The sequence below is a fragment of the Nocardia sp. NPDC055029 genome (assembly GCF_053608525.1).
Map to the genome: position 1 here is coordinate 39,018 of NZ_JBSGVQ010000039.1, position 21,850 is coordinate 60,867.

The window sequence follows — 21,850 nt, forward strand, 5'->3', positions numbered from 1 at the left end:
GGAAGAGATCTTGCGAATGGGCCGCCCGGCAACATGGTGAAACATTTCGTACCAGAATAGAAGTCAACAAGTCCTTGCTGAAGTCCCATCTAGGCGGCGCGCACCGACCGGAGTGACTGCTGGTCTACAACGGGATTCCGGGCAGTTGGAGGCCGGCCGGCGCACGGCACCATTCGCTGCTAAGCGCCAGCCACGGCCGGATTTTTCGTGCACTGTCGCTGTTCGACAGGGCAGCGGCCGGGTGAGCGGGGATGCGACTGCGCTGCAGTCGATCCGCGGCGGATGGATGCGCGAACAACCGTTCGGACTGTCGATTCGAACGGGTTTCCCGTCCGGGACTCCCGAGCCGATCTGCGGGAGTAGCCATTCTGCCCAGTCGGACTTGATCATCCGTAAAAGGTTCGTTGTGGCGAGCCAGGACGACGATCTAATCTGGCGATCGCAGGCTGCCCTGCCTTCCGATTCGAGGGATCGCGACTGGCCGGAATGAGTGATGTCACATCGTTCTTGTGCAGTGCTTAGTTGGCGGAGTCGGTTGCAGAAGCCGCTACCCACCGTTCGACGTGCAGGTGCGACCTCGCTGTGCCGGTTGCCTTCGGGATTCCTGGCAATCCAGCCATCGACCAATCGCGCGCCTTCGGGGAAGACTCGGCTGCCGGGCTACCCGCCGATCAGGACCTGTCGACCGGCGAAGCGACGCACACCGGATCGAGGCCGACTCGAGAACTCATGGCAAGAAGCCCCCGTCGGCGTGGACGACGCTCCCGTTGATGACGCCGCCGTCCTTCGAACACAGCCAAGCCACAACCGCGGCGATCTCGTCAGGGTCCAGAATGCGATCGAGCAGTTGGTGTCCGGCGAACGCATCGACATTGTCGAGCCCATAGATGCGAGCCTGCTCGGTGAGTAGGTCTGTGCGCGTCGAGCCAGTCGACACAGCGGCAGCGGTTATGCCAGTGCCGCGAAGGTCGCGTGCCAGGCCTTTGACGAGTCCGACGATAGCGTGGTTGGCTGCGTTGTATCCAGCCAGCTGCCACATTCCGTGGTGAGCTGCTGAGGAAGCTACGGCGACGAACCGGCCACTGCGTGGGTCGGTGTTGCGGAGGAGCGCAGGGACGGCGGCGCGAGCTAGATTGGCGACCCCGTGTACCCCTACGTCGAACATCGGCTCCCAGCCCACGGGATCGGTCTCCCAGACCACACCTTCGCCGGTGAGCACGGCGGCGGCTGCCACCGCAGCATCGAGCCGCCCGAACTCGGACTCGGCCGCGTGGACTGCGTCGACGAGCGCGGAGAGGTCACGCGCGTCTGCGACGACGTCGAGGACCGTTCCTGGGTGTGACTCGGCGACTGAGGTCAGCTGCTGACGTGTAGCGGGAGCATAACTCATCCGGGGATCCCTCACGCACGCGTCTACGGCTACGACGCACCAGCCGGCGCCGGCGAGACGGTGTACGATCGCCGCACCGATACCGCGGGCGGCACCGGTGACGAGGGCGACCGGTGCATCCGTCATCACAGACCTCGGGTGAATCCGTCCGGAATCAGCACGTCATCCGGGCTGAGATCGTGTATCGACTCATGACCCAGGCCGTAGAGAGTCGAATCGATACCTTGACGGAGGACCTCGATGACGTTGTGCACACCGCGCTCGCCGCCCGCGGCCATGCCCCACAGGTAGGGTCGACCGATCATGACTGCGCGTGCGCCGAGTGCTACCGCCTTGACTACGTCACTGCCGCGTCGAATGCCTCCGTCGAGCAGGATTTCAACTTGTCCACCAACGGTTTTCGTGATACTCGGTAGCAGCCGAATCGCGGCTGGAGTGGAGTCGAGATTGTTGCCGCCGTGATTGGACACCGAAATCGCGGTGGCGCCGATGTCGACGGCACGCTTGGCGTCGTCGGGCCTGGAGATTCCCTTGATCAGGAACGGCCCGTCCCATTGCTGTCGCAGCCACGCGATATCGTCCCAGGACGGTGGGGGAGTGCCCATCCACTCGCCGTAGGCACCGAAGAAGGTCGGACCCTGCTCGCCGCGGGGAACGAGGTTCGGGGTGGTGAGGTCTGGCAGCTTTCCGGAACGTGCGAAGCGGGCCAGCCAGCCGGGCCGAGCCAACACCTGAGGGGCGAACGACACAGCTGTCTTCAGATCGACTCGTTCAGGTAGCGCCGGGCTACCCCAGTCGCGTGCTGTCGCGAAAATCCAGTCCAGGGTGACGATCAGGCCCTTCGCGCCGGCTTGGCGGGCCCGGTCCATACGGGTGACCATCGTCTCTTTGGATCCGAGCCAGTAAACCTGGAAGAACGTCTTGTCATTCGCAGCCACCACCTCTTCGATCGGCTTCGATGCGAACGAGGACAGGCCGAGCGCCGTGCCGGACTGTGCGGTCGCGCGAGCCACGCCGACCTCTCCCGCGGGGTCGACCGCTTGAACACCTGTTGGTGAACAGATGACTGGCAGCGAGATCGGTTGCCCCAGAACGGTGGTGGAGAGATCGCGGGCTGCCGGGAGGTCGGCGACATGTGGGCGCAGGCCGAGTTCTGCGAAGGCTGCGGCATTGTCGTCAAGTGTGACGCCGGCTTCGGAACCTGCCAATAGCGCTAGATAGACCGACCTGGGTACGCGCTTCTTCGCCCGACGCTGTGCTTCAGCGACGCTCTCGAACCAGTCGCGAGTGCTTGCCATGGAAATCCTTGTCGTGAGGGAGGGCTGGGTGCCCGACTACCGGAGACCGGCGATCGGGTCGGCGTTGCATGCCCGATCGGGTACGGGCACGGGGAGAACTTGAGCTGTCGGAATCCCCAGGGAGACAGGTCGTTTAGGTGCACTGCCTCGTGAGTGGTCCTTGTCCGGCCGCGGTTTGTCAGTCCGGCCTCCGGCTGCGGCAAGCGTAAGTTCGGCGTTGCCGCGCACGCATTCGGGATCCGGGCCGTCCAGGGGCAAACCGGTGAAGAACTTGGCGGCCATACAGCCGCCTTGGCATGAGTCGTACGCGGAGCACGACTGGCACGCACCGCCGGCTTGTGGCTTCCGCAGTTCGGTGAACAAGTCAGCAGTGCGCCAAACAGTTTCGAATCCGCCGGGATTGCGGACGTTGCCGGCAAGGAACTGGTCGTGGATGGCGAACGGGCACGCGTACACATCGCCGACTGGATCGATCAAGCACACTACTCGGCCTGCGCCACACAGATTCAGCCCGGGTAGTGGGGACGAGCCCAGGGCATTCAGATGAAAGAACGAGTCTCCTGTCAATACGCCCTCGCCGTTCGCAAGCAACCAGTTATAGATTTGCAGCTGCTGGTCAGCACTGGGATGTAGGTCGTTCCACACATCGGCCCCGCGCCCGGACGGACGCAGTCGCGTGATGCGGAGCTGTGCGCCGAAATGGTCAGCGATGGCTTTGAACTCGTCGAGTTGGTCCACGTTCTGTCGGGTCATGACAACCGAGATCTTGAACTCACCGAAGTCGGCCGCTGCCAGATTCTCCATGGCTCGATAGGCTGTCTGGAACGAACCACGTCCGCGAACAGCATCGTTGACTGCAGGGGTCGCACCGTCGAGCGAGATCTGGACATCGACGTAGTCAGTCGCAGCGAGCTGCCGAGCTCGCTGCTGTGTCAGTCGGACACCGTTGGTGGAAAACTTGACTCCGACCTCGTGATCAAGGGCGTAGTCGAGCAGCTCCCAGAAGTCGGGTCGCACAGTCGGTTCGCCGCCTCCGATGTTGACGTAGAACACCTGCATGCGCTGCAGTTCGTCGATGACGGACTTGCACTCGGCGGTAGTCAATTCGCCAGGATCGCGCCGCCCTGACGATGACAGGCAGTGCGTGCATGCCAGATTGCAGGCATAGGTGAGCTCCCAGGTCAGGCAGATCGGCGCGTCCAGGCCGTGTTTGAAGTGTTCGACCAGTTTCATGGAGATTCCTGTTCGCGTCAGGGTTCCGTCCGGCGCTGAATCGTTCCGGCTCGGCTGAGCCCGGCAAGGGCTCGGAGATAGCTGTCGTGCTGTTCGGGCGGTACCTCCGCTGCCACCAGTGCAGCGACAGAATCGACCTGGTTCGCCAATTCACGGACAACGATGACCAGCTTCGGTGTCTTCAGAAAAGAGAGACGGCGCGTCGCGAAGTCGTACACCAGCGCGCCGAATTGTTCCGGCCGGAGCGAAACCGTCGGCGCGAGGGTGTACGGCTGCGTTGGATCGAAGGAGTCAGTAGACACCACACATGCCATCGATCGATACGTCCTCGATGAGGATGTCTTCCTCGATGAGGAGGTCTGCCTCGAGGGCGCCGTTGTCAGTGTCCTGGCTCGTCGGTTCGTTCATGATTGCTGCTCCTACTGGATGGACGAAACGGGTGGAGTCGATGCGCGCGATGCCTCGCATGAATCAGACGATCTTGTCGGCACGGAGCTGCTCGAATTCGTGATCCTTCAGGCCAAGGAGGTCTCGGTAGACGTAGTCGTTGTCAGCGCCGAGTTCTCGTCCGGTGTGTTCGATGACAGCCGGCGTTTTGCTGAGACGTGGAACCGGGGCCTGCAACCGGATGGGCCCGAGATCAGGGTCGTCGACGGGAGCGTAGGTATCGCGCGCCCTGAGATGCGGATCGGCGAGCAGCCGGGGCGCGTCGTATACCGGTGCCGCGGCGACCTCCTCGCGTTCGAACACCGCCATAGCGTCGTCGAGAGTTCGTTCCGCGATCCATTCGGCGACGGCTGCATCTACTGCGTCGGCGTTCTTGAGGCGCTGTTGCGGGTCGCCGAAATCTGGATGATCCGCCAGGTCGGGGCGGCCGATTGCTTTGAAGATGCGCTTCGCGACAGTCGGCGCGCTGCCGGATACGGCGATCCACTGGTTGTCCTTGGTCGCGTATGCGTTGCGAGGGGCGCTGATGTCCCACTTGTTGCCGAACCGGGTCTGGACAATCCCAAGCTGGTCGTAGGTGAGCACTGATTGCTCGATCAGACGGGCGAGCGGCTCGATCAGATTGAGATCGATCAGCTGGCCTGTGCCGTTGTGGACATCGCGGTGGTAGAGCGCCGCAAGAACCGCGTAGGTCCCTGTCAGTGCCGCCACTCCGTCGGCGAGCATGAACGACGGCAACGTCGGCGGTCCGTCCTTCGCGCCCGTGGTGTGGGCGAAGCCGCTCATGGCCTCACCGAGGGTGCCGAAACCGGGTCGGTCGCTGTATGGTCCGCCGGTCCCGAAACCGGTGACGTGCAGCATGACCAGGCCAGGGTTGGTCCGTGAGAGCGACTCGTAACCCAACCCCCATTTCTCCAGCGTGGACGGCCGAGTGTTGACGATGATGACGTCTGCGGTCGCGGCGAGTTTGCGCAGCAGTTCCTGGCCAGCTGCGCGGCGCAGATCGAGTGTGGCGGTCCGCTTGTTGCGTCCCACGCTTTTCCACATCAACCCGTGCCCGTCCTTCTGCGCACCCCACTTGCGGATAGCGTCTCCGGTGCCAGGCTGTTCGATCTTGATGACTTCGGCGCCGAGCTCTCCGAGATAAGTTGCGACGAGGGGACCGGCTGCCAGCGAGGCGGCGTCGATGACGCGGACCCCTTCGAGTGAACGGATCACGTTTTTGCCGTCGTGCTGTCGCGAGTTCATCGCTTGGCCGCTTCCAGGATCCGACGGGCACGGTCGACGATCGGGTAGTCCACCAGTCGGCCATCGACCACGATCGCCGCCGCGCCTTCGGCTTCGGCCAGGGCGAACTGTTCGACGATAGTCTGTGCGATCGTCACTTCCTCGTCGGTCGGTGCAAATCCGATGTGGCTCAGCGCCACCTGATTGGGGTGGATGAGCATCTTGCCGCGGAAGCCCATTCGCCGTGCCTGGCGGCACATCTCGACGAACTCGGCGTCTTTGCGGAAAGCGATGAACGGCCCGTCCAGCGGCGATGACACCCGTGCCGCGCGGGCGGCGATGATCAGAGCGGAGCGGGCATACAGCAGCTCTTCGGCACTGTCGGAATGGTCCAAACCATCGATGCCGAGGTCGAGCATGAAGTCATGGGCCCCGAAGACAGCGGTCTCGATACGCGGACTGGCCTGCAGGATCTCGCGGGCGTCGGCGATTCCCTTGGCGCTCTCGATAAGCACCAGCAGTTGAGTAGACCCGGGTTCGACGCCGTGCAACTTCTCCGCCGCGGTGATCCATTCGTCCGCAGCGCGGATGGTTTCGACGTCCTCGACCTTCGGCACCACGATGCCGTTCAGATCGGGCTGGACGACCGCTTCGATGTCACCCTGGGTGCGTCCTGTGGATGGGTGGTTCACGCGAACATAGCTGCGGATCGCGGCAATCTCCGCGATCCCCGCGCGAGCCTGCTCTCGCGCGGCGGTCTTGTTGTCGTCGGTAACGGCATCTTCGAGGTCGAGAGCGGCCGCATCAGGTGCGATCTCGAGCATCTTGCGAACGCGCCGCGGTGAGGTTGCCGGGCAGAACAACAAAGAGCGCAGTGGCGCGGTAGTCGTTGATGCGGTCGTTGCGTGAGTCATGCTGTTCCTTGTCAGAGGTTGCTGGTCGGTCGCTGCGGCGACTGTCCGAGACGCGGGGCGAGGACTTCACACCCGTGGGTGCTGGTGGGTGTGATCAGTGGCCGATGCAGTTCGGAGTTGATGAGCCGGCCGACGCTTACAGATGGCGTGTGCCTGGCAGGACTCCTCGGCGTTGCCCCAGATCAGTTTTTGGATACAATCGACAGTATGCGACGCGCCGGAAGGCGTCAAGGTTGCCCACGAGCGTCGACACCGACTCCCCTAACTACTGTCCGAGAGAAAGCGAAGACTTCATGGCACCCACGGTCCGTCCGCGCAGGTCAGCACTCTATTTGCCCGGAAACAACGCTCGAGTGTTGGAGAAGGCGCAGACCTTGCCCGCGGATGTGCTGATCTTCGACCTCGAAGACGCGGTCGGTGCTGATGCCAAGTCCGAGTCCCGGGCGCGGGTGTGTGAGGCGGTCGCCTCGGGCGTTTACAGTCCCCGCGAGGTCGTGGTCCGGGTCAACGGGCTCGGGACCAAGTGGCATGAGGATGATCTCGCCGCTGTGGCTCGCTCGGGCGCTGACGGGGTGCTCGTGCCCAAAGTGGAGACCGGTCAGCAAGTTGAGTCGCTGATCGCCGGACTGGACAAGTTCCAAGCGCCGGACGACCTGATGCTGTGGGTGATGGTCGAAACACCTGCCGCCTTCCTGCGAGTGGAACAGATCGCGTCAGCCAGCGATCGACTGGCGGCACTGGTCATCGGCACCAACGACCTGGTGAACGACATGCACGGTCGGCATGTGCCCGGACGTGCGCCGATTCTGTCCGCGCTGACACTTGCCGTTCTGGGAGCACGGTCGGCCGGAAAGGCAATCCTGGACGGCGTATTCAATGCCATCACCGATGAAGACGGCTTCGCTGACGAAGCCAAGCAGGGCCGCGATATGGGATTCGATGGCAAGACCGTGATCCATCCCTCGCAGATCGGGCCGGCGAACGTTCACTTCGGCCCCTCGTCGGAGGACGTTGCCTATGCCCGGACAGTAGTGTCGGCATACGAGCAGGCATCGGCTGTCGGCGAGAGCGTCATCGTTGTCGACGGACGCATGATCGAAAGCTTGCACGTGCGCGATGCGCAGCGAATTCTCGCGTTGGATTCTCTTATCACCGAACTGAGCCTCGCCAGCGCATCGGCTCAGTGAGCACGCACCTGGTCCGAGTTGTGCACCCAGACAGCTCGGGCTTTGTGGTCAGCCCAGTTCGAAACTTCTGAAAGTGAGTCATTCGTGTCCGGTACCACCTCAGCCGCCGTCTCGAACAGTCATCTGCGCCCCGGCGGCCCCTTCTTCGACGATCTTGTCGTGGGGCAGCGTGTCGCTTCTCCGGGGATGACCCTGACCAGTGGCCTCGCCGCTGCCCACCAAGCGATCCTCGGTGACCGCGCCGCCCTCGCGCTCGACGCCGAACTCGCGGCGAAGGTGACCCGGGTAAAGGGTCCACTGGCCCACCCCGGTCTCGTATGGGATGTGGCGATCGGTCAATCCACCCACTTCAGCCAGCGCGCCAAAGCCAACTTGTTCTATCGGGGGCTGGTGCTGCACCGCCTCCCCGCGATCGGCGATTCGCTGTACACCGAGACAGAGGTCATCGGCCTGCGTGAGAATCGGCGGCGTGAGGGGCGTTACCCGACCGGCATGATGGCGCTCCGAATCAAGACCGTCGACCAGTATGAACGGACGATTCTGGACTTCAAGCGTTGTGCGATGATTCCCATGAGTAGTCAGGAGGTGGGTACCGATCACCAGGATGATCTGTCGTCGATCTCCGGCGAGCTCGACACCGCGGTGCTCCGCGCGCTGACGGCCGACTGGGACCTGTCGGCTCATCCTTCCGGTACGGCGGTGCGGCCGGGGGACAGCTTCACTGCGGCATTCGGCGATGTAGTCACCTCCGCTCCCGAGCTGGCTCGATTGACTCTGAACCTTGCGGCGGTCCACCACGATCAGCGTGCTGCGGCTGGTCGGCGCTTGGTGTATGGCGGGCATACTATCGGGCTGGCCTCGGCGCAGTTGTCGAAGACACTGCCGAACCTGGTGTGCTTGGTCGGTTGGAACAGCTGTGATCACCTCGCTCCGGTCCACGAGAACGACACTGTCTTCAGCACCATCGAGGTCGAGCACACCGAACCCCTCGATAATGGCGGTCAGCTGGCTCAATTGCGGTCGCGTGTGTTCAAACTTGGCTCAGCTGACCAGGATTCGATCGAGGTCCTGGACTGGCGCGTCGTGGGAGTCCTGGCGTGAGTTCCGACCACGGTGTTCTCGCCGGAATGCAGATCGTCGAAGGCTCGGCCTTCGTCGCTGCCCCGTTGGGTGGGATGACCTTGGCGCAGATGGGTGCCGACGTCATTCGCTTCGATCAGATCGGCGGCGGCCTCGACTATCGGCGTTGGCCGGTCACCGACTCGGGGCACAGTCTCTTCTGGGCTGGCCTCAACAAAGGGAAACGCTCGATACAGGTCGATCTACGTTCGCCGGCGGGGCGGGAACTGGTCCAGGCGCTGATCACGGCGCCCGGCGCGGACGGTGGCATGTTCCTGACCAACTTCCCCGCCACGGGCTGGCTGGACTACGAAAGATTGAGGGAACGCAGGGCCGACCTGATCATGGTTGCGTTGACCGGAAACTACGATGGAAGCAGCGAAGTCGACTACACCGTTCATCCTGCCACTGGCTTCCCTTTCATCACCGGACCGAAGGACAGCGCCGAACCGGTGAACAGTGTGCTCCCCGCTTGGGATATCGCGCTCGGCAGCTTGGCGGCCACAGGGCTGCTGGCGGCTGAACGTCAGCGTTCACGTTCCGGGACTGGACAGCTTGTCCAGGCCTCACTGTCGGATGTGGCCTTCGCGATGGTGGCGAATCTGGGACGACTCGCCCAAGCTTCGCTCGGAAGGAGTCAAGCGGGGCCTGCGATCAAGGACGGGAATTATCTCTACGGCGCTTTCGGAGCGCCATTTCGTACTCAGGACGATCGTCTGATCATGGTCGTTGCGCTGACCCAGCGGCAGTGGACAGCTTTGAAGAACACGACCGAGCTGGCTCCGCACTGCGCGCGAATCGGTGCGGCCACCGGCGCAGATCTCGACACCGAATCTGGTCGCTTTGTGGCGCGCGAATACATCGCAGAGTACCTGCGGTCGTGGTTTGCCGAACGCACCTATTCCGAATCTTCGGCAGCGTTGACTGGCGGTGGCGTGGCGTGGGGGCCCTACCAGAGTTTCGAAGAACTTCTCGATGACCAGCGCTTGTCCTCGGCAAACCCCTTATTCTCGCAGGTCGAGCACCCCGGGGTGGGTACCTATCCGATGCCTGCGTCGCCACTGGGTTTCAGCGAAACGGTGCGACCTACGGTTCGGCGAGCACCGGTGCTGGGCGAACACACCGTTGAAGTGTTGTCCGATGTACTCGGCCTAGCCGAGCGCGAGATCGGGCGGCTGCACGACGACGGCATCGTCGCTGGGCCTGCGTCTTGAATCCAGAGCTAGCGTTGTGTTTTGCCGGTTGAATACGGAGAGTGGGAATTGGCTGCTTCCTTGAATCTCGACTCACGAACGCTGGTAACCCGCATCGCGGACAGCCTCCGTGAACGGATCATCTCAGGTCAGTTGGAACCGGGCGCCCATATTCGCCAGGACGAATACGCGGACGCGTTCGGAGTCAGCCGTACACCCCTGCGGGAAGCGTTTCGGCTGCTTGCAGCGGAAGGGTGGGTAACCATCCGGCCCAGGTCCGGTGTCGAGGTAGTCCGAATCTCGGCTGCCGAGGTTCAAGACATCGTCGCTATGCGCTTGTTGCTCGAACCGCTGGCGATACGGGTCGCTGCTCTCACTCATACGGAGGAGGAAGCGGCAACGCTTCAGAAGGGCCACTGTCGACTGCAAGCGGAGCGTCCCCGCGAGCAGGGCCTGGCCAACGAGTACGACGCGGCGAATCAGGAGTTCCATTTCGCTCTGTATGGATTGAAGCTCGGCGAGACTTCCGATCCGCTGCATGTAAGTCTTCGCGGTTACTGGGAGCGCTATTCGCGCTATCGACGGGTGTATTACTCGCGCGCTATCGACTCGCTCAGCAATTCGAGCGACGAACACGCGGCGCTTATCGATGCTTGGCTTGCGCGCGATGCAGACCGGGCTGAAGCTATTCTGGCCCAGCACATTCTGTATGCGGGATGCTCGTTGGTTCGGTCCCTGAGCAGTGCGGAGCCGCCGTGCTATGCGGCACAGTTGGTCGAGTTGGCTAAGCGGTACGGTTGCGACCTGGGCCGCCTGTAGCGGAGTGGCTACGAACTCGACCACGACAGCCGGTCAGCCTGCCATCTCGAGTTCGTAGCCGAATCTACGTCGTCACACGTATCCGCCGTCGACGACGAATGTGGACCCGCTGACAAACGACGATTCATCGGAAGCCAGGAATAGAATCATCCCGCTGACGTCCTCTGGCTGACCGATCCGGCCGAGCGACGTTGCCGCGGCCGCCGCTGCGACGACTGCTTCGGATCCCGGGGTTCTGATCATCGCAGTGTCGATAACCCCTGGATGGACTGAGTTGACGCGGATGCCTTTGGGGCCCAACTCCTTCGCAGCGACCTTCGTCATTCCGGTCACGGCGAACTTCGACGCGGTGTAGGCGATGCTGTACGGCTCACCGACGAGACCCGCGATAGAAGACACGTTGATGATCGATCCGCCGCCGGCTCGGGTCATGGACTCGAGCACTGCCTTCATGCCCAGAAATTGGCCGACCTGATTCACGTCGACGACCCGGCGGAAGTCGGCCTCGGTAGTGGCCTCGAGCGGCGCGGCGAACCCCAGGCCCGCGTTGTTTACGAGGATGTCGACATTGCCGAACTCCTGCTCCGCTGTGGTCACGACGCGTTGCCAGTGCGTCGGACGGGCTACGTCATGGGTGACGAAAAGAGCCCGATCACCGAGTTCCTCGGCCACCCGGTGACCCTCGTCCTCCAGTACGTCGGTCAGCAGGACCCGCGCTCCTTCCCGTACGAGTGCTCGTGCGTGCGCTGCTCCCATGCCCCTGGCTGCGCCAGTCACGATCGCAACACGTTCGTTGACTCTTCCCATGACATCTCCTGGATACGTCGGTGACAACGGAGAGGACGGTACTGGCGTACTGTCAGTAGCATCAAGGTTTCGCCGAAATCGTGCTCGCGCCGCGGGGTGGTCACTGGACGGCCTGGTGATCAGTTGGTCGGGCGACTGTCGGCTGGTCGGCCCCGAGTGGTCATTGGTATATCAATCTAGATCTGATATGTTAGATTCAGCTGAGCGGAAGGTGGTCAGGATGGAAGAGGCGTGGCCGGTCGCGGGTGTGCCGGCACCAGTTTCGGGCGCCGGGACGATCCGTGAGCGCATCGCATGGATACTTCGCGAGCGCGTACTGACTGGTGTTCTTGCACCTGGCTCACGCATCGATCTGGACGCTGTCGCCTCCGAATTCGAGACGAGTCGGACGCCGGTTCGGGAGGCCTGCCTGGAGCTGACCCACGACGGTCTCATACGCATCGCCCCCCGCAGCGGCATTGTTGTCCTCGGCGTACCACCGGAGACCATTCTCGAGAACTTCGCGGTGATGGCGGCGCTCGCGGGTGTGGCCGCTGACTGGGCGGCGCAGCGAATAAGCGGCGGCGAATTGGCGAGGGTGCGTGAACTCAAGGTTGAAGTCTCCGTCGCTGTGCGGTCGGGTGACGATGCCACCACGCCAAACTGGATGTTTCACCGTGAGGTGAACAAGGCGTGCAAGTCGCCGCGGCTGCTGAGCATGCTAGGGATGGCCGGCCGGATGATTCCGGCGGGATTTCTCAGAGCATTCCCGGAGCACACCCCGTGCAGTCTCGAGGAACATGACGCGCTGGTCCACGCCCTCGCCGAAGGTGATGGTGCCGCGGCGCGCGAGATCACCGAAAAACATCTCCAGGGAGCGGCTCGGGTGCTCAGCGCCAGGGTCGCGTCCATGGACGCCACAATGAGAGGAAACGAGTAGATGCCACTCGACTTCGAGATCATTGGTAAACAACATGGCCCGGTCGCAGTGTCCTGGACGGCCGCGGACTCACAGATCTATGCACTGGGCGTCGGGGCCGGGTTGCCGGATCCGCTAGCCGATCTGGAATTCACTACCGAAACGGCTGGCGATGGGAAGCAGGTGGTCCTCCCGACATTTGCCATCGGCTTGATGCAGTACCACGGTCCCGAGGTCGAGCTCGGTGAGATCAGTCCATCGCAGCGGCTACATGCCGAGCAATCGTTGACAGTGCTGGAACCCTTTCCGGCGAGCGGCACTGTCCATGTGACGCGTCGCGTCACCGATATCTGGGACAAACGCAGCGGTGCACTGGTGAGCATCGAATCGATCGCGACCGACCCGGAGACGGGCAAGGCTGTGGCGGTAGCGGTTTCGCGTTCATTCATCCGTGGGGAGGGCGGATTCGGTGGAGACGGCGGGCCCAGCGCGTCCGCGTCGATTCCCGAGCAGCGGCCCGACTTTGAGATCGAGGTGCCGACCATGCCGAACCAGGCTCTGCTGTTCCGACAGGCTGGGGACCGCAATTCGCTGCATGTAGATCCCCAGGTTGCCCAGCGCGGAGGTTTCACGAAGCCGATTCTGCACGGCTTGTGTACGTATGGCTTCGCGGCCCGCACGCTGTTGAAGCACCTGTGCGACAACGATCCGACCAGGTTTCGCCACATCAGCGGGCGTTTTTCGAAGCCCGTGACGCCCGGTGAGGTTCTCACCGTAGCGATCTGGCGAACAGCCGCAGGCGCGGCTTTTCAGGTTCGCGACGCAGACAATGCCGTTGTAATCGACCGCGGTGAATGGATGTGTCCTGACCGCAGTATCGTCTGAAGGAGTAAATGGAGATGGACAGCTCGCTGACGGCAGCATTGGCGGCGCTCGCCCGGGGCGAGATGATCGTCGTTGCTGATGACCACGATCGTGAGAACGAGGGCGACCTCGTGATGGCGGCTGCTCGGATGACCGACGAGCAGATGGCGTTCTACCTTCGTCACGGCAGCGGGATCGTCTGTGTTCCCATGACAGACGAGCGAGCAGACCATTTGCAACTGCCGTTGATGACCGGCCACAACACGGACTCGCACGGTACTGCATTCACGGTCAGCGCTGATCATATTGCCACCGGGACTGGAATCTCGGCGCTCGACCGTACAGCCACGGTCAGAGCTCTCGCCGCGAGGGACACCTCACCGCGCGAGTTGCGCAGACCCGGCCATGTGTTTCCGCTGCGCGCCAAAAAGGGCGGGGTGCTTGCACGCGCCGGCCACACAGAGGCGACCATCGACCTGCTCGAGCTCGCGGGTGAGACAGCTGTCGGCGTCATCACCGAGTTGGTTGGAGACGATGGAGTTCCCCTGCAGGGCCCACAGGTAGTGGACTTTGCGCGTTCGCACGGGCTCGTCGTGATATCGGTTGAGGACGTCAGGCACGCTATACGGCACGACATCGACCGCATCGTCACCTGTACCGCACGCGCTGCGCTACCGATGGCCGGTGGGCGGTTTACAGCTTCCTGCTACAGCTCGGTCCGCGATGGCATCGATCACCTCGTGCTCACTCTGGGAGATATCGCGGCCGCGGACGCAGCGGATGACGGCGTACTCGTACGGGTGCATAGCGAGTGCCTGACCGGCGATGTTTTCGGTTCACTTCGCTGCGACTGCGGTGCTCAATTGCAGCAGTCGATCGATCTAGTTGCGGCGGAAGGTGCGGGCATCATCGTCTACCTGCGAGGGCAGGAGGGGCGTGGGATCGGCCTGGGCCGCAAACTGCAGGCCTATGCGCTCCAGGAGAAGGGTTTTGATACGGTCGACGCGAACACTGCACTAGGGCTTCCGGTGGACTCCAGGGAGTATAGTGTCGCAGCTGCCGTTCTTGCTGATCTCGGCGCACGCAACCTGCGCTTGATCACGAACAATCCGCACAAACATGCCGACTTGTGTTCTTTCGATCTTCGAGTCCACGAACGGGTCAAAACCGAGGTCGCCGTGACACCCGACAATCTGAAGTACTTGCGTGCCAAGCGGGATCGGCTGGGACACGATGTCGAACTCACGGAATGGGAAGCTCAAGTCTAGGTGGTTGAGTAGCACCGGCGATATCGCCGGTTTCACGCGGCGCCTCGGTGTTCGGTCTCTGTTCGGTGCGCTTCACAATTTTCAACGCGGCCCTAACGCTGTGCAACGGGCCACGGAGGTTGGCCGGGTGGCAAGAGGCCCCCGGACGTTCAACGAGTACAGAAAGCTGTGTGACCCTTCGGTGCTGAACTGCGCCGCGTTGACCCGTCGCGTTCTGATCGGGAACTCGGGAATAACGAGACCTGAAAGTGGAACAGTCGAAGATTGCGTTGCGCGCGGCGAACCAGGTCGAGAAGTTTCCGACGTTGGAGATCGGGATGGTGAAGTTTACGCGGAAACCTTGGGCGTTCGTTCGATCTGTTAGATTGTAGCAACCAAAAGCGGTGTGGCGGCGAAGTTTTCGCGCGCGCACACCGCAATAGTGGGGAGTTGCAGCCAGGCTACCGTGCCGTTGGCGTCACATGAAGCGACCGCCGTGCACCTCGAGGACGGCGCCTGTCACGTAGGTAGCGAGGTCGCTGGCCAGGAAGAGTACGACCTTGCCGATCTCTTCGGGTTCACCCGCGCGGCCGAGTGGGACCTCAGCGAGCTTCTGGTTCCAGATGTCCTCCGGCAGTGCCTCTGTCATTGCAGTACGAATGAGTCCGGGTTGGATCGTGTTGACACGGATGCCGTATCGAGCGACCTCGCGCGCGGCTGCTTTCGTGAGTCCGACCATGCCTGCTTTGGCGGCGCTGTAGTTGGTCTGGCCGAAGACGCCGGTTTTGCCTGAAGTGGAGGAGATGTTGATGATACTTCCACCGCCGGATTTCCGCATGGCCGATGCGGCAGCTCGAGTGCCGAGCCAGGCGCCCTGAAGATGGATGTCGATTACGGTGCGGAACTGTTCGAGGGTCATCTTGGCCATCGACGCATCACGGGTCACGCCGGCGTTGTTGACGTAGACATCGAGGCGGCCATGCGTCTGAACAGCATGGTCGACGACCTGCTGAACCTGCTGTTCATTGGCCACGTCAGTGACCACGGCGGACGCGACCCCGCCGGACGTAACGATGGAAGCAGCAGCCTTCTCCGCGGCTTCGCCATCGATATCGGCGATGACGACCGCTGCGCCATGCCTTGCAAGTGTTTGCGCGATCGCGTACCCGATACCTTGGGCGGCACCGGTAACGATGGCCGTGCGGTCACGGAGCAGGTTGGTTGGTACCTCGGTGACGGAAGTAGTCATCGTCGGCCTTTCTGTGTCAGAGGTAATCAGCGCAGCGAGTCCCAAATGCGTTGGGCGGTCGGATTCTGCTGCTCGTCGATCAGCTGGCCGACCAGGCCCGCCGCCCGGGCGATGATCGCGAGCCCGCGGCCGAAAACCGGGGGCCGCCCCATGTCGGAGAGGATCGCGCCCGTAATCCCCGCAGCGTTCACGGGCAGCAGGATTCCCGCGGAATCCTGCAAGGCTGCGGGAATCTCGAGAAGAATGTCGGTGTGCCGACCGCGCAGGCCGCCGCGTTCGGCGATAGCGAGTAGCGCCGGGGTGCGCGGGTCACCGTTTTTGTGCTCCGGGTGGCCGAGTCCTGGGATGGGCTGCTTTGCGCTGCGGGCCGCAGCCACGATCGCACGTGCGATCTCGACCGGCTCCTGGTCGGGCGCTGCGGCGTTTTCGCGCTGCAGCAAAGTCGCTGTCTTCTCCATGGTGCCGAGGTAGTGGGTCCCCGCTCCGCAGAGTCCCGCCGCGACGGCGGCCTGGAACGACTCGGGTGCGCCGAGCAAAGTGAGCCGGGCAGCTACCGAGCTGGGCGTTACGCCGTGATCGGCGAAGGTCACGAGGATCGCGTCGATCATCGCTGCTTCGCCTTCGGTGGGCGTTGCGCCGGCCGTCATCAACAGGTGTACGACGTCGGTGAACCCTCGTTTACCGATCAGGTCTTCGACCAAGTCGTGGCCTGCGACTCGAATCGTATCGGGAGCACCGGTAGTCGATGTCATCTGAACTCCTTCTGGCTGAGCTTGACCAATGCGGTTGCAGAGGTCAATATATCAGTAGCAATCTAATATGTCAGCCGCGGGTTGACACCTCGAAAGGAGCGCCATGGCGGCGAAACGTGACGACCAGATGACTCTGGTGGGCTTCATGCAGGCGGGTAACGTGACCGTGTACTCGGGTTCGTGGCGGTACCCGAGCGCGGCCCCCGATTTTCTGGACCTTCGGTACTACCAGCGGGTCGCGCGGGTGCTCGAAGAAGGCACGTTCGACCTGATGTTCTTCGACGACCGGCTGGCGATGCCGTCTATCTACGGTGGCTCACCCGCGGATGCGGTGCGATACGGTGCTCGCCCTGTAAAGCTGGATCTCATGTCGGTGCTCGGCGCGGCTGCGGCGGCGACAACGCACCTCGGGCTCGGTGCGACGTATTCGACCACCTACTATCCGCCGTTCCACGTTGCCCGGTCGTTCGCGACGCTCGACCACCTCAGCGGCGGGCGCGCAGCATGGAATGTGGTTACCTCTGTCAACGACGCGGAGGCCCGCAACTTCGGTGTCGATCAGCATTTGGCGCACGATGAGCGTTACGACCGGGCCGAGGAGTTCATCGAGGTTGTCGCGAGACTGTGGGATTCGTGGGATGACGATGCGATCGTCTTCGACCGCGAAACAGGGATCTTCGCGGATCCCTCCCGGGTTCATGAACTCGATCACCATGGTAAGTACTTCGATGTTCAGGGTCCGCTCACTGTGCCCCGTCCGCCGCAGGGCAGGTTGCCGATCATCCAGGCCGGACAGTCCGGCCGCGGCCGCGAATTCGCCGGGAAATGGGCTGACCTGATCTTTACCGGTAACCCGACTCGCGAGATCGCCCTCGAGCACTACAACGATCAGAAGCGGTTGATCGCCGAGGCAGGCCGTGATGTGAACGCCGTCCGGATCCTGCCCATGGTGTACACGGTCGTGGGCGAGACCGAAGCGATCGCCAAGGAGAAAGAGGAGATTTTCCTCAACCAGCTCGTGCATCCTCAGGCTTCGCTCGCTCTGCTGTCCGAGGTCACCAACTACGACTTCTCCGGTCACTCCCTCGACGACGAGGTGACCGATGAACTGATCGACTCGGTATCGGGGATCCGTGGTCTGGTTCAGGGTGTGAAGAAGCGCGTCGAGGGCACGTTGACCCTGCGGAAGCTGGCGGAACATCGTGCGACCCTGTTGCAGGGTCCGCGTTTCGTCGGCACGGGTGCACAGGTCGCCGATCAGATGCAGGACTGGTTCGAGTCCCGTTCGTGCGACGGATTCGTCATCGCTGCTACCCATCTGCCGGGCGCGTTCGAGGACTTCGTGCGGCTCGTTGTGCCGGAGCTGCGCAAGCGCGGCGTCTTCCGGTCCGAGTACACCGGTTCGACCCTGCGCGAGAACCTCGGACTCAGCCGACCCGCACAGTTGAGCTGACGACGAACGCGTAGCCACCCCAGAATGTGAGCCGCACCCTGCGCCGTGCTTTCAGCGCGCGGGGCGGCCGAGGTCGGACACCGATTACGGTGTCCGACCTCGCTGTGGTTGCATCGAATCAAATTCGCAGGTTCCGCGAGCTGTTCGCAAATCTGTGTGCATAGACCGTTTGTCGCGCAGCATGCTTGTGAAGTCGTTGTGGTCATGGCTGCGCGGTCGGCAGTCATCAGCCAAAGCCGCGCACTACGGCGAGTTCGGTGCAGACCTAGAACCTGTCGTGTCGGCACACATCGACTGGCACGATCCACAACACACAGCTCCCGCGCTGAGGAACGGTCCTCTGCCCGGGAGCTGTGCTGGTCAGGCTGTCGTGCCGAGATAGGACCGTTCGAGCGATTCGAGATCGTTGCTGAGCGCGCTTGCCTCGCCTTGCAGGACGATCTCGCCGCGTTGCAGGACATAGGCGCGGTCGGCGGTGGCCAGTGCCTGTCCGGCGTATTGCTCCACCAGCAACACACCAGTTCCGCGATCTGCCGCCAGCCTGGCGAGCCCGAGCATTCGACTGACAATAATTGGAGCGAGCCCGAAAGATACCTCGTCGGCGATGAGGACCTTGGGACGGCTGGCAATCGCCTGGGTGAGCGCGAGGATCTGCTGCTCGCCACCGGACAGCTGTCCAGCAGTGCGGCCGAGGAGCGCTTCGAGCTCGGGGCTTATGTCGAAGGCATCGCCCGGGTCGACGCGAGCGAGGCGCAGATTCTCCCTGACGGTCAGGCTCCTGACGATACCGCGGTCATCGGGAAGATAGCGAAGACCGCGTCGGGAACGCACATGCAGCGGGGCGTTGTCGTGGTGGCCCAGTATCTCGATCTCGCCGCGAGCAGGGATCACTCCGGCGAGCGCGGCGAGTGTTGTGGTCTTTCCTGCGCCGTTGGCGCCGAGAATGACCACCACTTCACCCGCCTCGACGTGCAACTCGATCCCCCGGACAACATCGATGGCCCCGTATCCGGCTCGCAGGTCTTTGGCCGAAAGAAGTCTCATAGCGGTGTGCCTTCCGTTGCGGGTACGGCTGATGGCTGGATGTCATCGCCCAGGTAAGCCGCTCGCACGACGGGATGGGCAAGTGCTTCCTGAGTCGGCGCGGTGACGATGGGTGTGCCGAATTCCATGGCGACGACTCGGTCGCAGATCGCCGCCACGAGACTCATATCGTGCTCCACGATGAGAATTCCCAACTTCCGCTCGGCGGCGACCTGGCGGAGAACGTTCGCGAGATGCTCGGTCTCGGCCGGGTCGAGTCCTGCGGCTGGTTCGTCCAGGAGCAGCACAGTCGGTCGGCCTGCCAAAGCACGGAGCACGCCGAGAATCCGTCGACGACCTTGACTGAGCTCGTCGGGCATGGCCCTCAAGTCCAGACCCAGCTCGACCGCCTCGTCGTGGAACTCCCTTTCTATCTCGATCGGACGATTGCGGAGTGGATCGAGCAACCAGTCGATCCAGCGGACCGGATTGCAGGCGACCGCGAGGTTCTCTGCGACGGTCAGATCGTCAAAGGTCTCGACAGCCTGGAATGAACGGCCCAGACCGGAGGCGGCCCTGGCGTGTACCGGTTGCCGGGACAGATCACGATCGCCGAGCAGGACAGACCCGGCGTCTGCGCGAGCGAAGCCCGTGATGGCGTCGAGCGCCGAGGTCTTTCCCGCGCCGTTCGGACCGATGAGACCGACGATTTCGCCCGCACCGACTCGCAGTGAGAGATCGTTGACGGCCACGACATCGCCGTAGCGGACGGTGAGATTCCGCACGCGGAGTTCCTCGCCGCTGCGGTTCGGCCGGGATTGCACGATTCGAACCGCACGCTGTCGCTGTCGTCTCCGACGAAGATCGCCGATCGCGGCCACGCCGTGGGCGTTCAACACGAGCACCAGGACGAGCACGATGCCAGATCCAAGCACCAGCCACCGATCGATGGCACTGCCGCTGTCCATGAGTGAGGACACGAAGCCGTTCGGTGCAAGCGCGCCTCCGATGATGGGGCCGATCACGTAGCCGATACCACCGATGAGCACGAAGATCACCAGGTTGAGGGACTGCAGCAAACCGAATCGTTCATAGGTCACCGCGCCGCCGGAGAAAGCGAGCACGATGCCACCGAGTGAGGCCAGCGCCGCCGATATGGTGAACGCGATCAGTTTGGTCGCGGGAAGCGACACACCCATCGCCGAGGTTGCACGCTCGCTACTGCGCATGGCAATTAGGCGGCGGCCCGTTCGGCCGGCCCGGAGGTTCGCGACCGCGTAGGCCGCGGCGACGAGAACGACAACTGCGAACGCCGCGTAGCGCTGCGGATGGGTGACGCCGTTGATGTCGAGAGGGCCGAGGTGTGGTCGATCAATCGGTGTGCCTCCAAAACCATTGACCGTGAACCACCCGTTGTTCAACACCACACTTTCGATCGCGATTCCGATGCCGATGGTGGCGATTGCCAGCGCTGGCCCGCGAGTGCGCATCGCCGGTGCGGCGAAGACGATTCCGACGGCCGCTCCGGAGACCACGCCGAGCGCCAGCACGACCGGGAACGGCAAGCCCAAGTTGTGACTGAGCCGAGCTCCCGACAGGGCACCGATTCCTGCGATCGCCATCTGCGCCAGCGACGTCTGGCCCGCGAGCCCGGTCAGAACGACCAGAGACAGACCGACGATCGCGAAGCCCGCCGACGCTGTGACCGCGACGGCCAGCTTTTCCGTCATCAACAGCGCGGCGCCTGCTCCGAGGGCCGCGACGGCGATCGCTGTGAATGGGCTGACGGTTCGCCGCCCCAGGCTTGGGAGGCGCGCAGCGATCTCCCCTCGGACCGGGAACGGCGATCCGCGCAGCATGAGAACAACGATGATCACAAGGAACGGCAGGGCATTGGGCCAGCCGCTCGCCAGATTCGCTGGAAGGATTTCGGCTTGATAGCGAGTGACAACCGACTGTCCAACACCAATGGCGATCCCACCGACAGTCGTCCAGAAGAACGACTCGAAACGTCCGATCATGGCTGCGGCCAATGCCGGTATCACCAGGAACATGAACGGCAGCGGCGTGATCACGCCGACTATCGGGCTGAGGATGACGCCGGCCAAACCGGCCAGAGCTGAGCCGAGCATCCAGTTCCACATGGCGACGGGGTTCGGTGCGATCGCGAGTGACGCTGCCACGACGCGGTTCTCGGCTACCGCGGTCGTGGCGAGGCCGAGCCGGGTTCTACGCTGCAGAATCCATAGAGCGAGCGCGAGCGCGACGGCGATGCACACAACGATCAGCCGGTCGTAAGGGACCGCCAGTGTGTCGCCGAGTTCCAACCTTCCCTTCGGGTAGAAGGAAGGGACCGCGACGTTGCCGGTGCTGGTTCCGAACACCAACGGCACCGCCTGCTGCAGGACGGCAAACACACCGAGAGTGGCCACCATTCGCACGAGCGGAGGGGAATTGCGTAGTGGGTGCATCACGCCCACTTGAATGACCCCGCCGATCGCGGCCGCGAGCGCAACTGCCGCGACGGCCGCCGGCAGGAGCGGCCATTCCCGCTCGCCGTAGGTCTGGACGAACAGAGTGGCTGCCGCAAACGCTATCGCCCCGTGGCTGAGGTTCAGCACACCGGACCCACGGTAGATCTGGACCAAACCGATTCCGGCGACGGCGTATGCACCGCCGGCTCCGAGACCGAGTAGCGCGAACTGAAGGAACGTATCCATGGCGAGTACC

20 protein-coding genes are annotated in these 21,850 nt (G+C 63.1%); 8 read left to right on the top strand and 12 right to left on the bottom strand.

Features of this window, described 5'->3' with window-relative positions:
• Positions 1–727: 727 nt before the first annotated feature.
• The 7 genes from ACWF9G_RS27545 to ACWF9G_RS27575 all read right to left on the bottom strand — a co-directional run bounded on the left by ACWF9G_RS27545 (position 728) and on the right by ACWF9G_RS27575 (position 6,509).
• Positions 728–1,516 (bottom strand): mycofactocin-coupled SDR family oxidoreductase, encoded by a 789-nt coding sequence (locus tag ACWF9G_RS27545; protein ID WP_452518846.1) that lies wholly within the window; start codon positions 1,514–1,516, stop codon positions 728–730.
• Complete coding sequence (gene mftD, locus ACWF9G_RS27550; RefSeq protein WP_452518847.1) at positions 1,516–2,688, bottom strand: pre-mycofactocin synthase MftD; 1,173 nt, start codon at positions 2,686–2,688, stop codon at positions 1,516–1,518. The genes ACWF9G_RS27545 and mftD overlap by 1 nt, the downstream gene beginning before the upstream one ends.
• 36 nt (positions 2,689–2,724) lie before the next feature.
• On the bottom strand, positions 2,725–3,921 hold the full coding sequence (gene mftC / locus ACWF9G_RS27555) for a mycofactocin radical SAM maturase (RefSeq protein ID WP_452518848.1): 1,197 nt from the start codon (positions 3,919–3,921) through the stop codon (positions 2,725–2,727).
• Positions 3,922–3,938: 17 nt separating this feature from the next.
• On the bottom strand, positions 3,939–4,235 hold the full coding sequence (gene mftB, locus ACWF9G_RS27560; RefSeq protein WP_452518849.1) for a mycofactocin biosynthesis chaperone MftB: 297 nt from the start codon (positions 4,233–4,235) through the stop codon (positions 3,939–3,941).
• Positions 4,213–4,329: a mycofactocin precursor MftA gene (gene mftA, locus ACWF9G_RS27565; RefSeq protein ID WP_452518851.1), complete on the bottom strand. Its 117-nt coding sequence runs from the start codon at positions 4,327–4,329 to the stop codon at positions 4,213–4,215. The genes mftB and mftA overlap by 23 nt, the downstream gene beginning before the upstream one ends.
• A 63-nt stretch (positions 4,330–4,392) precedes the next feature.
• Positions 4,393–5,616 (bottom strand): CaiB/BaiF CoA transferase family protein, encoded by a 1,224-nt coding sequence (locus ACWF9G_RS27570; RefSeq protein WP_452518853.1) that lies wholly within the window; start codon positions 5,614–5,616, stop codon positions 4,393–4,395.
• Entirely contained in the window at positions 5,613–6,509 is an 897-nt protein-coding gene (locus ACWF9G_RS27575; RefSeq protein WP_452518855.1) for an HpcH/HpaI aldolase/citrate lyase family protein, read from the bottom strand. The genes ACWF9G_RS27570 and ACWF9G_RS27575 overlap by 4 nt, the downstream gene beginning before the upstream one ends.
• A gap of 293 nt (positions 6,510–6,802) precedes the next feature.
• Here ACWF9G_RS27575 and ACWF9G_RS27580 point away from each other — a divergent pair, with 293 nt between their 5' ends.
• Genes ACWF9G_RS27580 through ACWF9G_RS27595 form a run of 4 tightly spaced genes read left to right on the top strand, consistent with a single transcriptional unit; the run spans position 6,803 to position 10,827 of the window.
• Positions 6,803–7,696, top strand: a complete 894-nt coding sequence (locus ACWF9G_RS27580; RefSeq protein ID WP_452518857.1) for an HpcH/HpaI aldolase/citrate lyase family protein — start codon at positions 6,803–6,805, stop codon at positions 7,694–7,696.
• Between the two features lie 42 nt (positions 7,697–7,738).
• Complete coding sequence (locus ACWF9G_RS27585) at positions 7,739–8,797, top strand: acyl dehydratase (protein ID WP_452518858.1); 1,059 nt, start codon at positions 7,739–7,741, stop codon at positions 8,795–8,797.
• Complete coding sequence (locus ACWF9G_RS27590; RefSeq protein ID WP_452518860.1) at positions 8,794–10,029, top strand: CoA transferase; 1,236 nt, start codon at positions 8,794–8,796, stop codon at positions 10,027–10,029. The genes ACWF9G_RS27585 and ACWF9G_RS27590 overlap by 4 nt, the downstream gene beginning before the upstream one ends.
• Before the next feature lie 21 nt (positions 10,030–10,050).
• Positions 10,051–10,827 carry a GntR family transcriptional regulator gene (locus ACWF9G_RS27595; protein WP_452518862.1) on the top strand — a complete coding sequence of 259 codons (777 nt, stop codon included), beginning with the start codon at positions 10,051–10,053 and terminating at the stop codon, positions 10,825–10,827.
• Positions 10,828–10,899: 72 nt separating this feature from the next.
• Here the strand turns inward: ACWF9G_RS27595 and ACWF9G_RS27600 are convergent, their stop codons facing one another.
• A complete protein-coding gene (locus tag ACWF9G_RS27600; protein ID WP_452518863.1) occupies positions 10,900–11,634 on the bottom strand; it encodes a glucose 1-dehydrogenase in 735 nt (244 codons plus the stop codon).
• Positions 11,635–11,854: 220 nt separating this feature from the next.
• On the opposite strand from ACWF9G_RS27600, the gene ACWF9G_RS27605 reads away from it, so the two are divergent.
• Genes ACWF9G_RS27605 through ribB form a run of 3 tightly spaced genes read left to right on the top strand, consistent with a single transcriptional unit; the run spans position 11,855 to position 14,664 of the window.
• A complete protein-coding gene (locus ACWF9G_RS27605) occupies positions 11,855–12,553 on the top strand; it encodes a GntR family transcriptional regulator (protein WP_452518865.1) in 699 nt (232 codons plus the stop codon).
• Positions 12,554–13,417: a MaoC/PaaZ C-terminal domain-containing protein gene (locus tag ACWF9G_RS27610; protein ID WP_452518866.1), complete on the top strand. Its 864-nt coding sequence runs from the start codon at positions 12,554–12,556 to the stop codon at positions 13,415–13,417.
• A 14-nt stretch (positions 13,418–13,431) separates the two neighbouring features.
• Positions 13,432–14,664, top strand: coding sequence for a 3,4-dihydroxy-2-butanone-4-phosphate synthase (gene ribB / locus ACWF9G_RS27615; RefSeq protein ID WP_452518867.1), 1,233 nt, complete (start codon positions 13,432–13,434; stop codon positions 14,662–14,664).
• 457 nt (positions 14,665–15,121) lie between these two features.
• On the opposite strand, the gene fabG is transcribed toward ribB, so the two are convergent.
• The gene (gene fabG, locus ACWF9G_RS27620) at positions 15,122–15,892 is read right to left on the bottom strand and encodes a 3-oxoacyl-ACP reductase FabG (RefSeq protein ID WP_452518868.1); all 771 of its coding nucleotides are present in this window, start codon (positions 15,890–15,892) and stop codon (positions 15,122–15,124) included.
• Between the two features lie 26 nt (positions 15,893–15,918).
• A complete protein-coding gene (locus tag ACWF9G_RS27625) occupies positions 15,919–16,644 on the bottom strand; it encodes a citryl-CoA lyase (RefSeq protein ID WP_452518870.1) in 726 nt (241 codons plus the stop codon).
• 103 nt (positions 16,645–16,747) lie between these two features.
• Here ACWF9G_RS27625 and ACWF9G_RS27630 point away from each other — a divergent pair, with 103 nt between their 5' ends.
• Positions 16,748–18,097 carry an LLM class flavin-dependent oxidoreductase gene (locus ACWF9G_RS27630; protein WP_452518871.1) on the top strand — a complete coding sequence of 450 codons (1,350 nt, stop codon included), beginning with the start codon at positions 16,748–16,750 and terminating at the stop codon, positions 18,095–18,097.
• Positions 18,098–18,457: 360 nt separating this feature from the next.
• Here the strand turns inward: ACWF9G_RS27630 and ACWF9G_RS27635 are convergent, their stop codons facing one another.
• Together ACWF9G_RS27635 and ACWF9G_RS27640 are read right to left on the bottom strand one after the other, a co-directional pair.
• Positions 18,458–19,141, bottom strand: a complete 684-nt coding sequence (locus ACWF9G_RS27635; protein WP_452518872.1) for an ABC transporter ATP-binding protein — start codon at positions 19,139–19,141, stop codon at positions 18,458–18,460.
• On the bottom strand, positions 19,138–21,840 hold the full coding sequence (locus ACWF9G_RS27640; protein WP_452518874.1) for an ABC transporter permease subunit: 2,703 nt from the start codon (positions 21,838–21,840) through the stop codon (positions 19,138–19,140). Before ACWF9G_RS27640 ends, ACWF9G_RS27635 begins: the two co-directional genes overlap by 4 nt.
• Positions 21,841–21,850 lie beyond the last annotated feature (10 nt).

What these genes read in the sequence shown, in the direction of transcription:
- ribB (WP_452518867.1), top strand. Translation starts at nt 13,432, where the DNA reads ATGGACAGCTCGCTGACGGCAGCATTGGCGGCGCTCGCCCGGGGCGAG.
- ACWF9G_RS27640 (WP_452518874.1), bottom strand. Translation starts at nt 21,840, where the DNA reads ATGGATACGTTCCTTCAGTTCGCGCTACTCGGTCTCGGAGCCGGCGGT.
- ACWF9G_RS27570 (WP_452518853.1), bottom strand. Translation starts at nt 5,616, where the DNA reads ATGAACTCGCGACAGCACGACGGCAAAAACGTGATCCGTTCACTCGAA.
- ACWF9G_RS27605 (WP_452518865.1), top strand. Translation starts at nt 11,855, where the DNA reads ATGGAAGAGGCGTGGCCGGTCGCGGGTGTGCCGGCACCAGTTTCGGGC.
- ACWF9G_RS27575 (WP_452518855.1), bottom strand. Translation starts at nt 6,509, where the DNA reads ATGACTCACGCAACGACCGCATCAACGACTACCGCGCCACTGCGCTCT.
- ACWF9G_RS27600 (WP_452518863.1), bottom strand. Translation starts at nt 11,634, where the DNA reads ATGGGAAGAGTCAACGAACGTGTTGCGATCGTGACTGGCGCAGCCAGG.
- ACWF9G_RS27610 (WP_452518866.1), top strand. Translation starts at nt 12,554, where the DNA reads ATGCCACTCGACTTCGAGATCATTGGTAAACAACATGGCCCGGTCGCA.
- ACWF9G_RS27635 (WP_452518872.1), bottom strand. Translation starts at nt 19,141, where the DNA reads ATGAGACTTCTTTCGGCCAAAGACCTGCGAGCCGGATACGGGGCCATC.
- ACWF9G_RS27630 (WP_452518871.1), top strand. Translation starts at nt 16,748, where the DNA reads ATGGCGGCGAAACGTGACGACCAGATGACTCTGGTGGGCTTCATGCAG.
- mftA (WP_452518851.1), bottom strand. Translation starts at nt 4,329, where the DNA reads ATGAACGAACCGACGAGCCAGGACACTGACAACGGCGCCCTCGAGGCA.
- ACWF9G_RS27625 (WP_452518870.1), bottom strand. Translation starts at nt 16,644, where the DNA reads ATGACATCGACTACCGGTGCTCCCGATACGATTCGAGTCGCAGGCCAC.
- mftB (WP_452518849.1), bottom strand. Translation starts at nt 4,235, where the DNA reads ATGGCATGTGTGGTGTCTACTGACTCCTTCGATCCAACGCAGCCGTAC.
- ACWF9G_RS27545 (WP_452518846.1), bottom strand. Translation starts at nt 1,516, where the DNA reads ATGACGGATGCACCGGTCGCCCTCGTCACCGGTGCCGCCCGCGGTATC.
- ACWF9G_RS27580 (WP_452518857.1), top strand. Translation starts at nt 6,803, where the DNA reads ATGGCACCCACGGTCCGTCCGCGCAGGTCAGCACTCTATTTGCCCGGA.
- mftC (WP_452518848.1), bottom strand. Translation starts at nt 3,921, where the DNA reads ATGAAACTGGTCGAACACTTCAAACACGGCCTGGACGCGCCGATCTGC.
- mftD (WP_452518847.1), bottom strand. Translation starts at nt 2,688, where the DNA reads ATGGCAAGCACTCGCGACTGGTTCGAGAGCGTCGCTGAAGCACAGCGT.
- fabG (WP_452518868.1), bottom strand. Translation starts at nt 15,892, where the DNA reads ATGACTACTTCCGTCACCGAGGTACCAACCAACCTGCTCCGTGACCGC.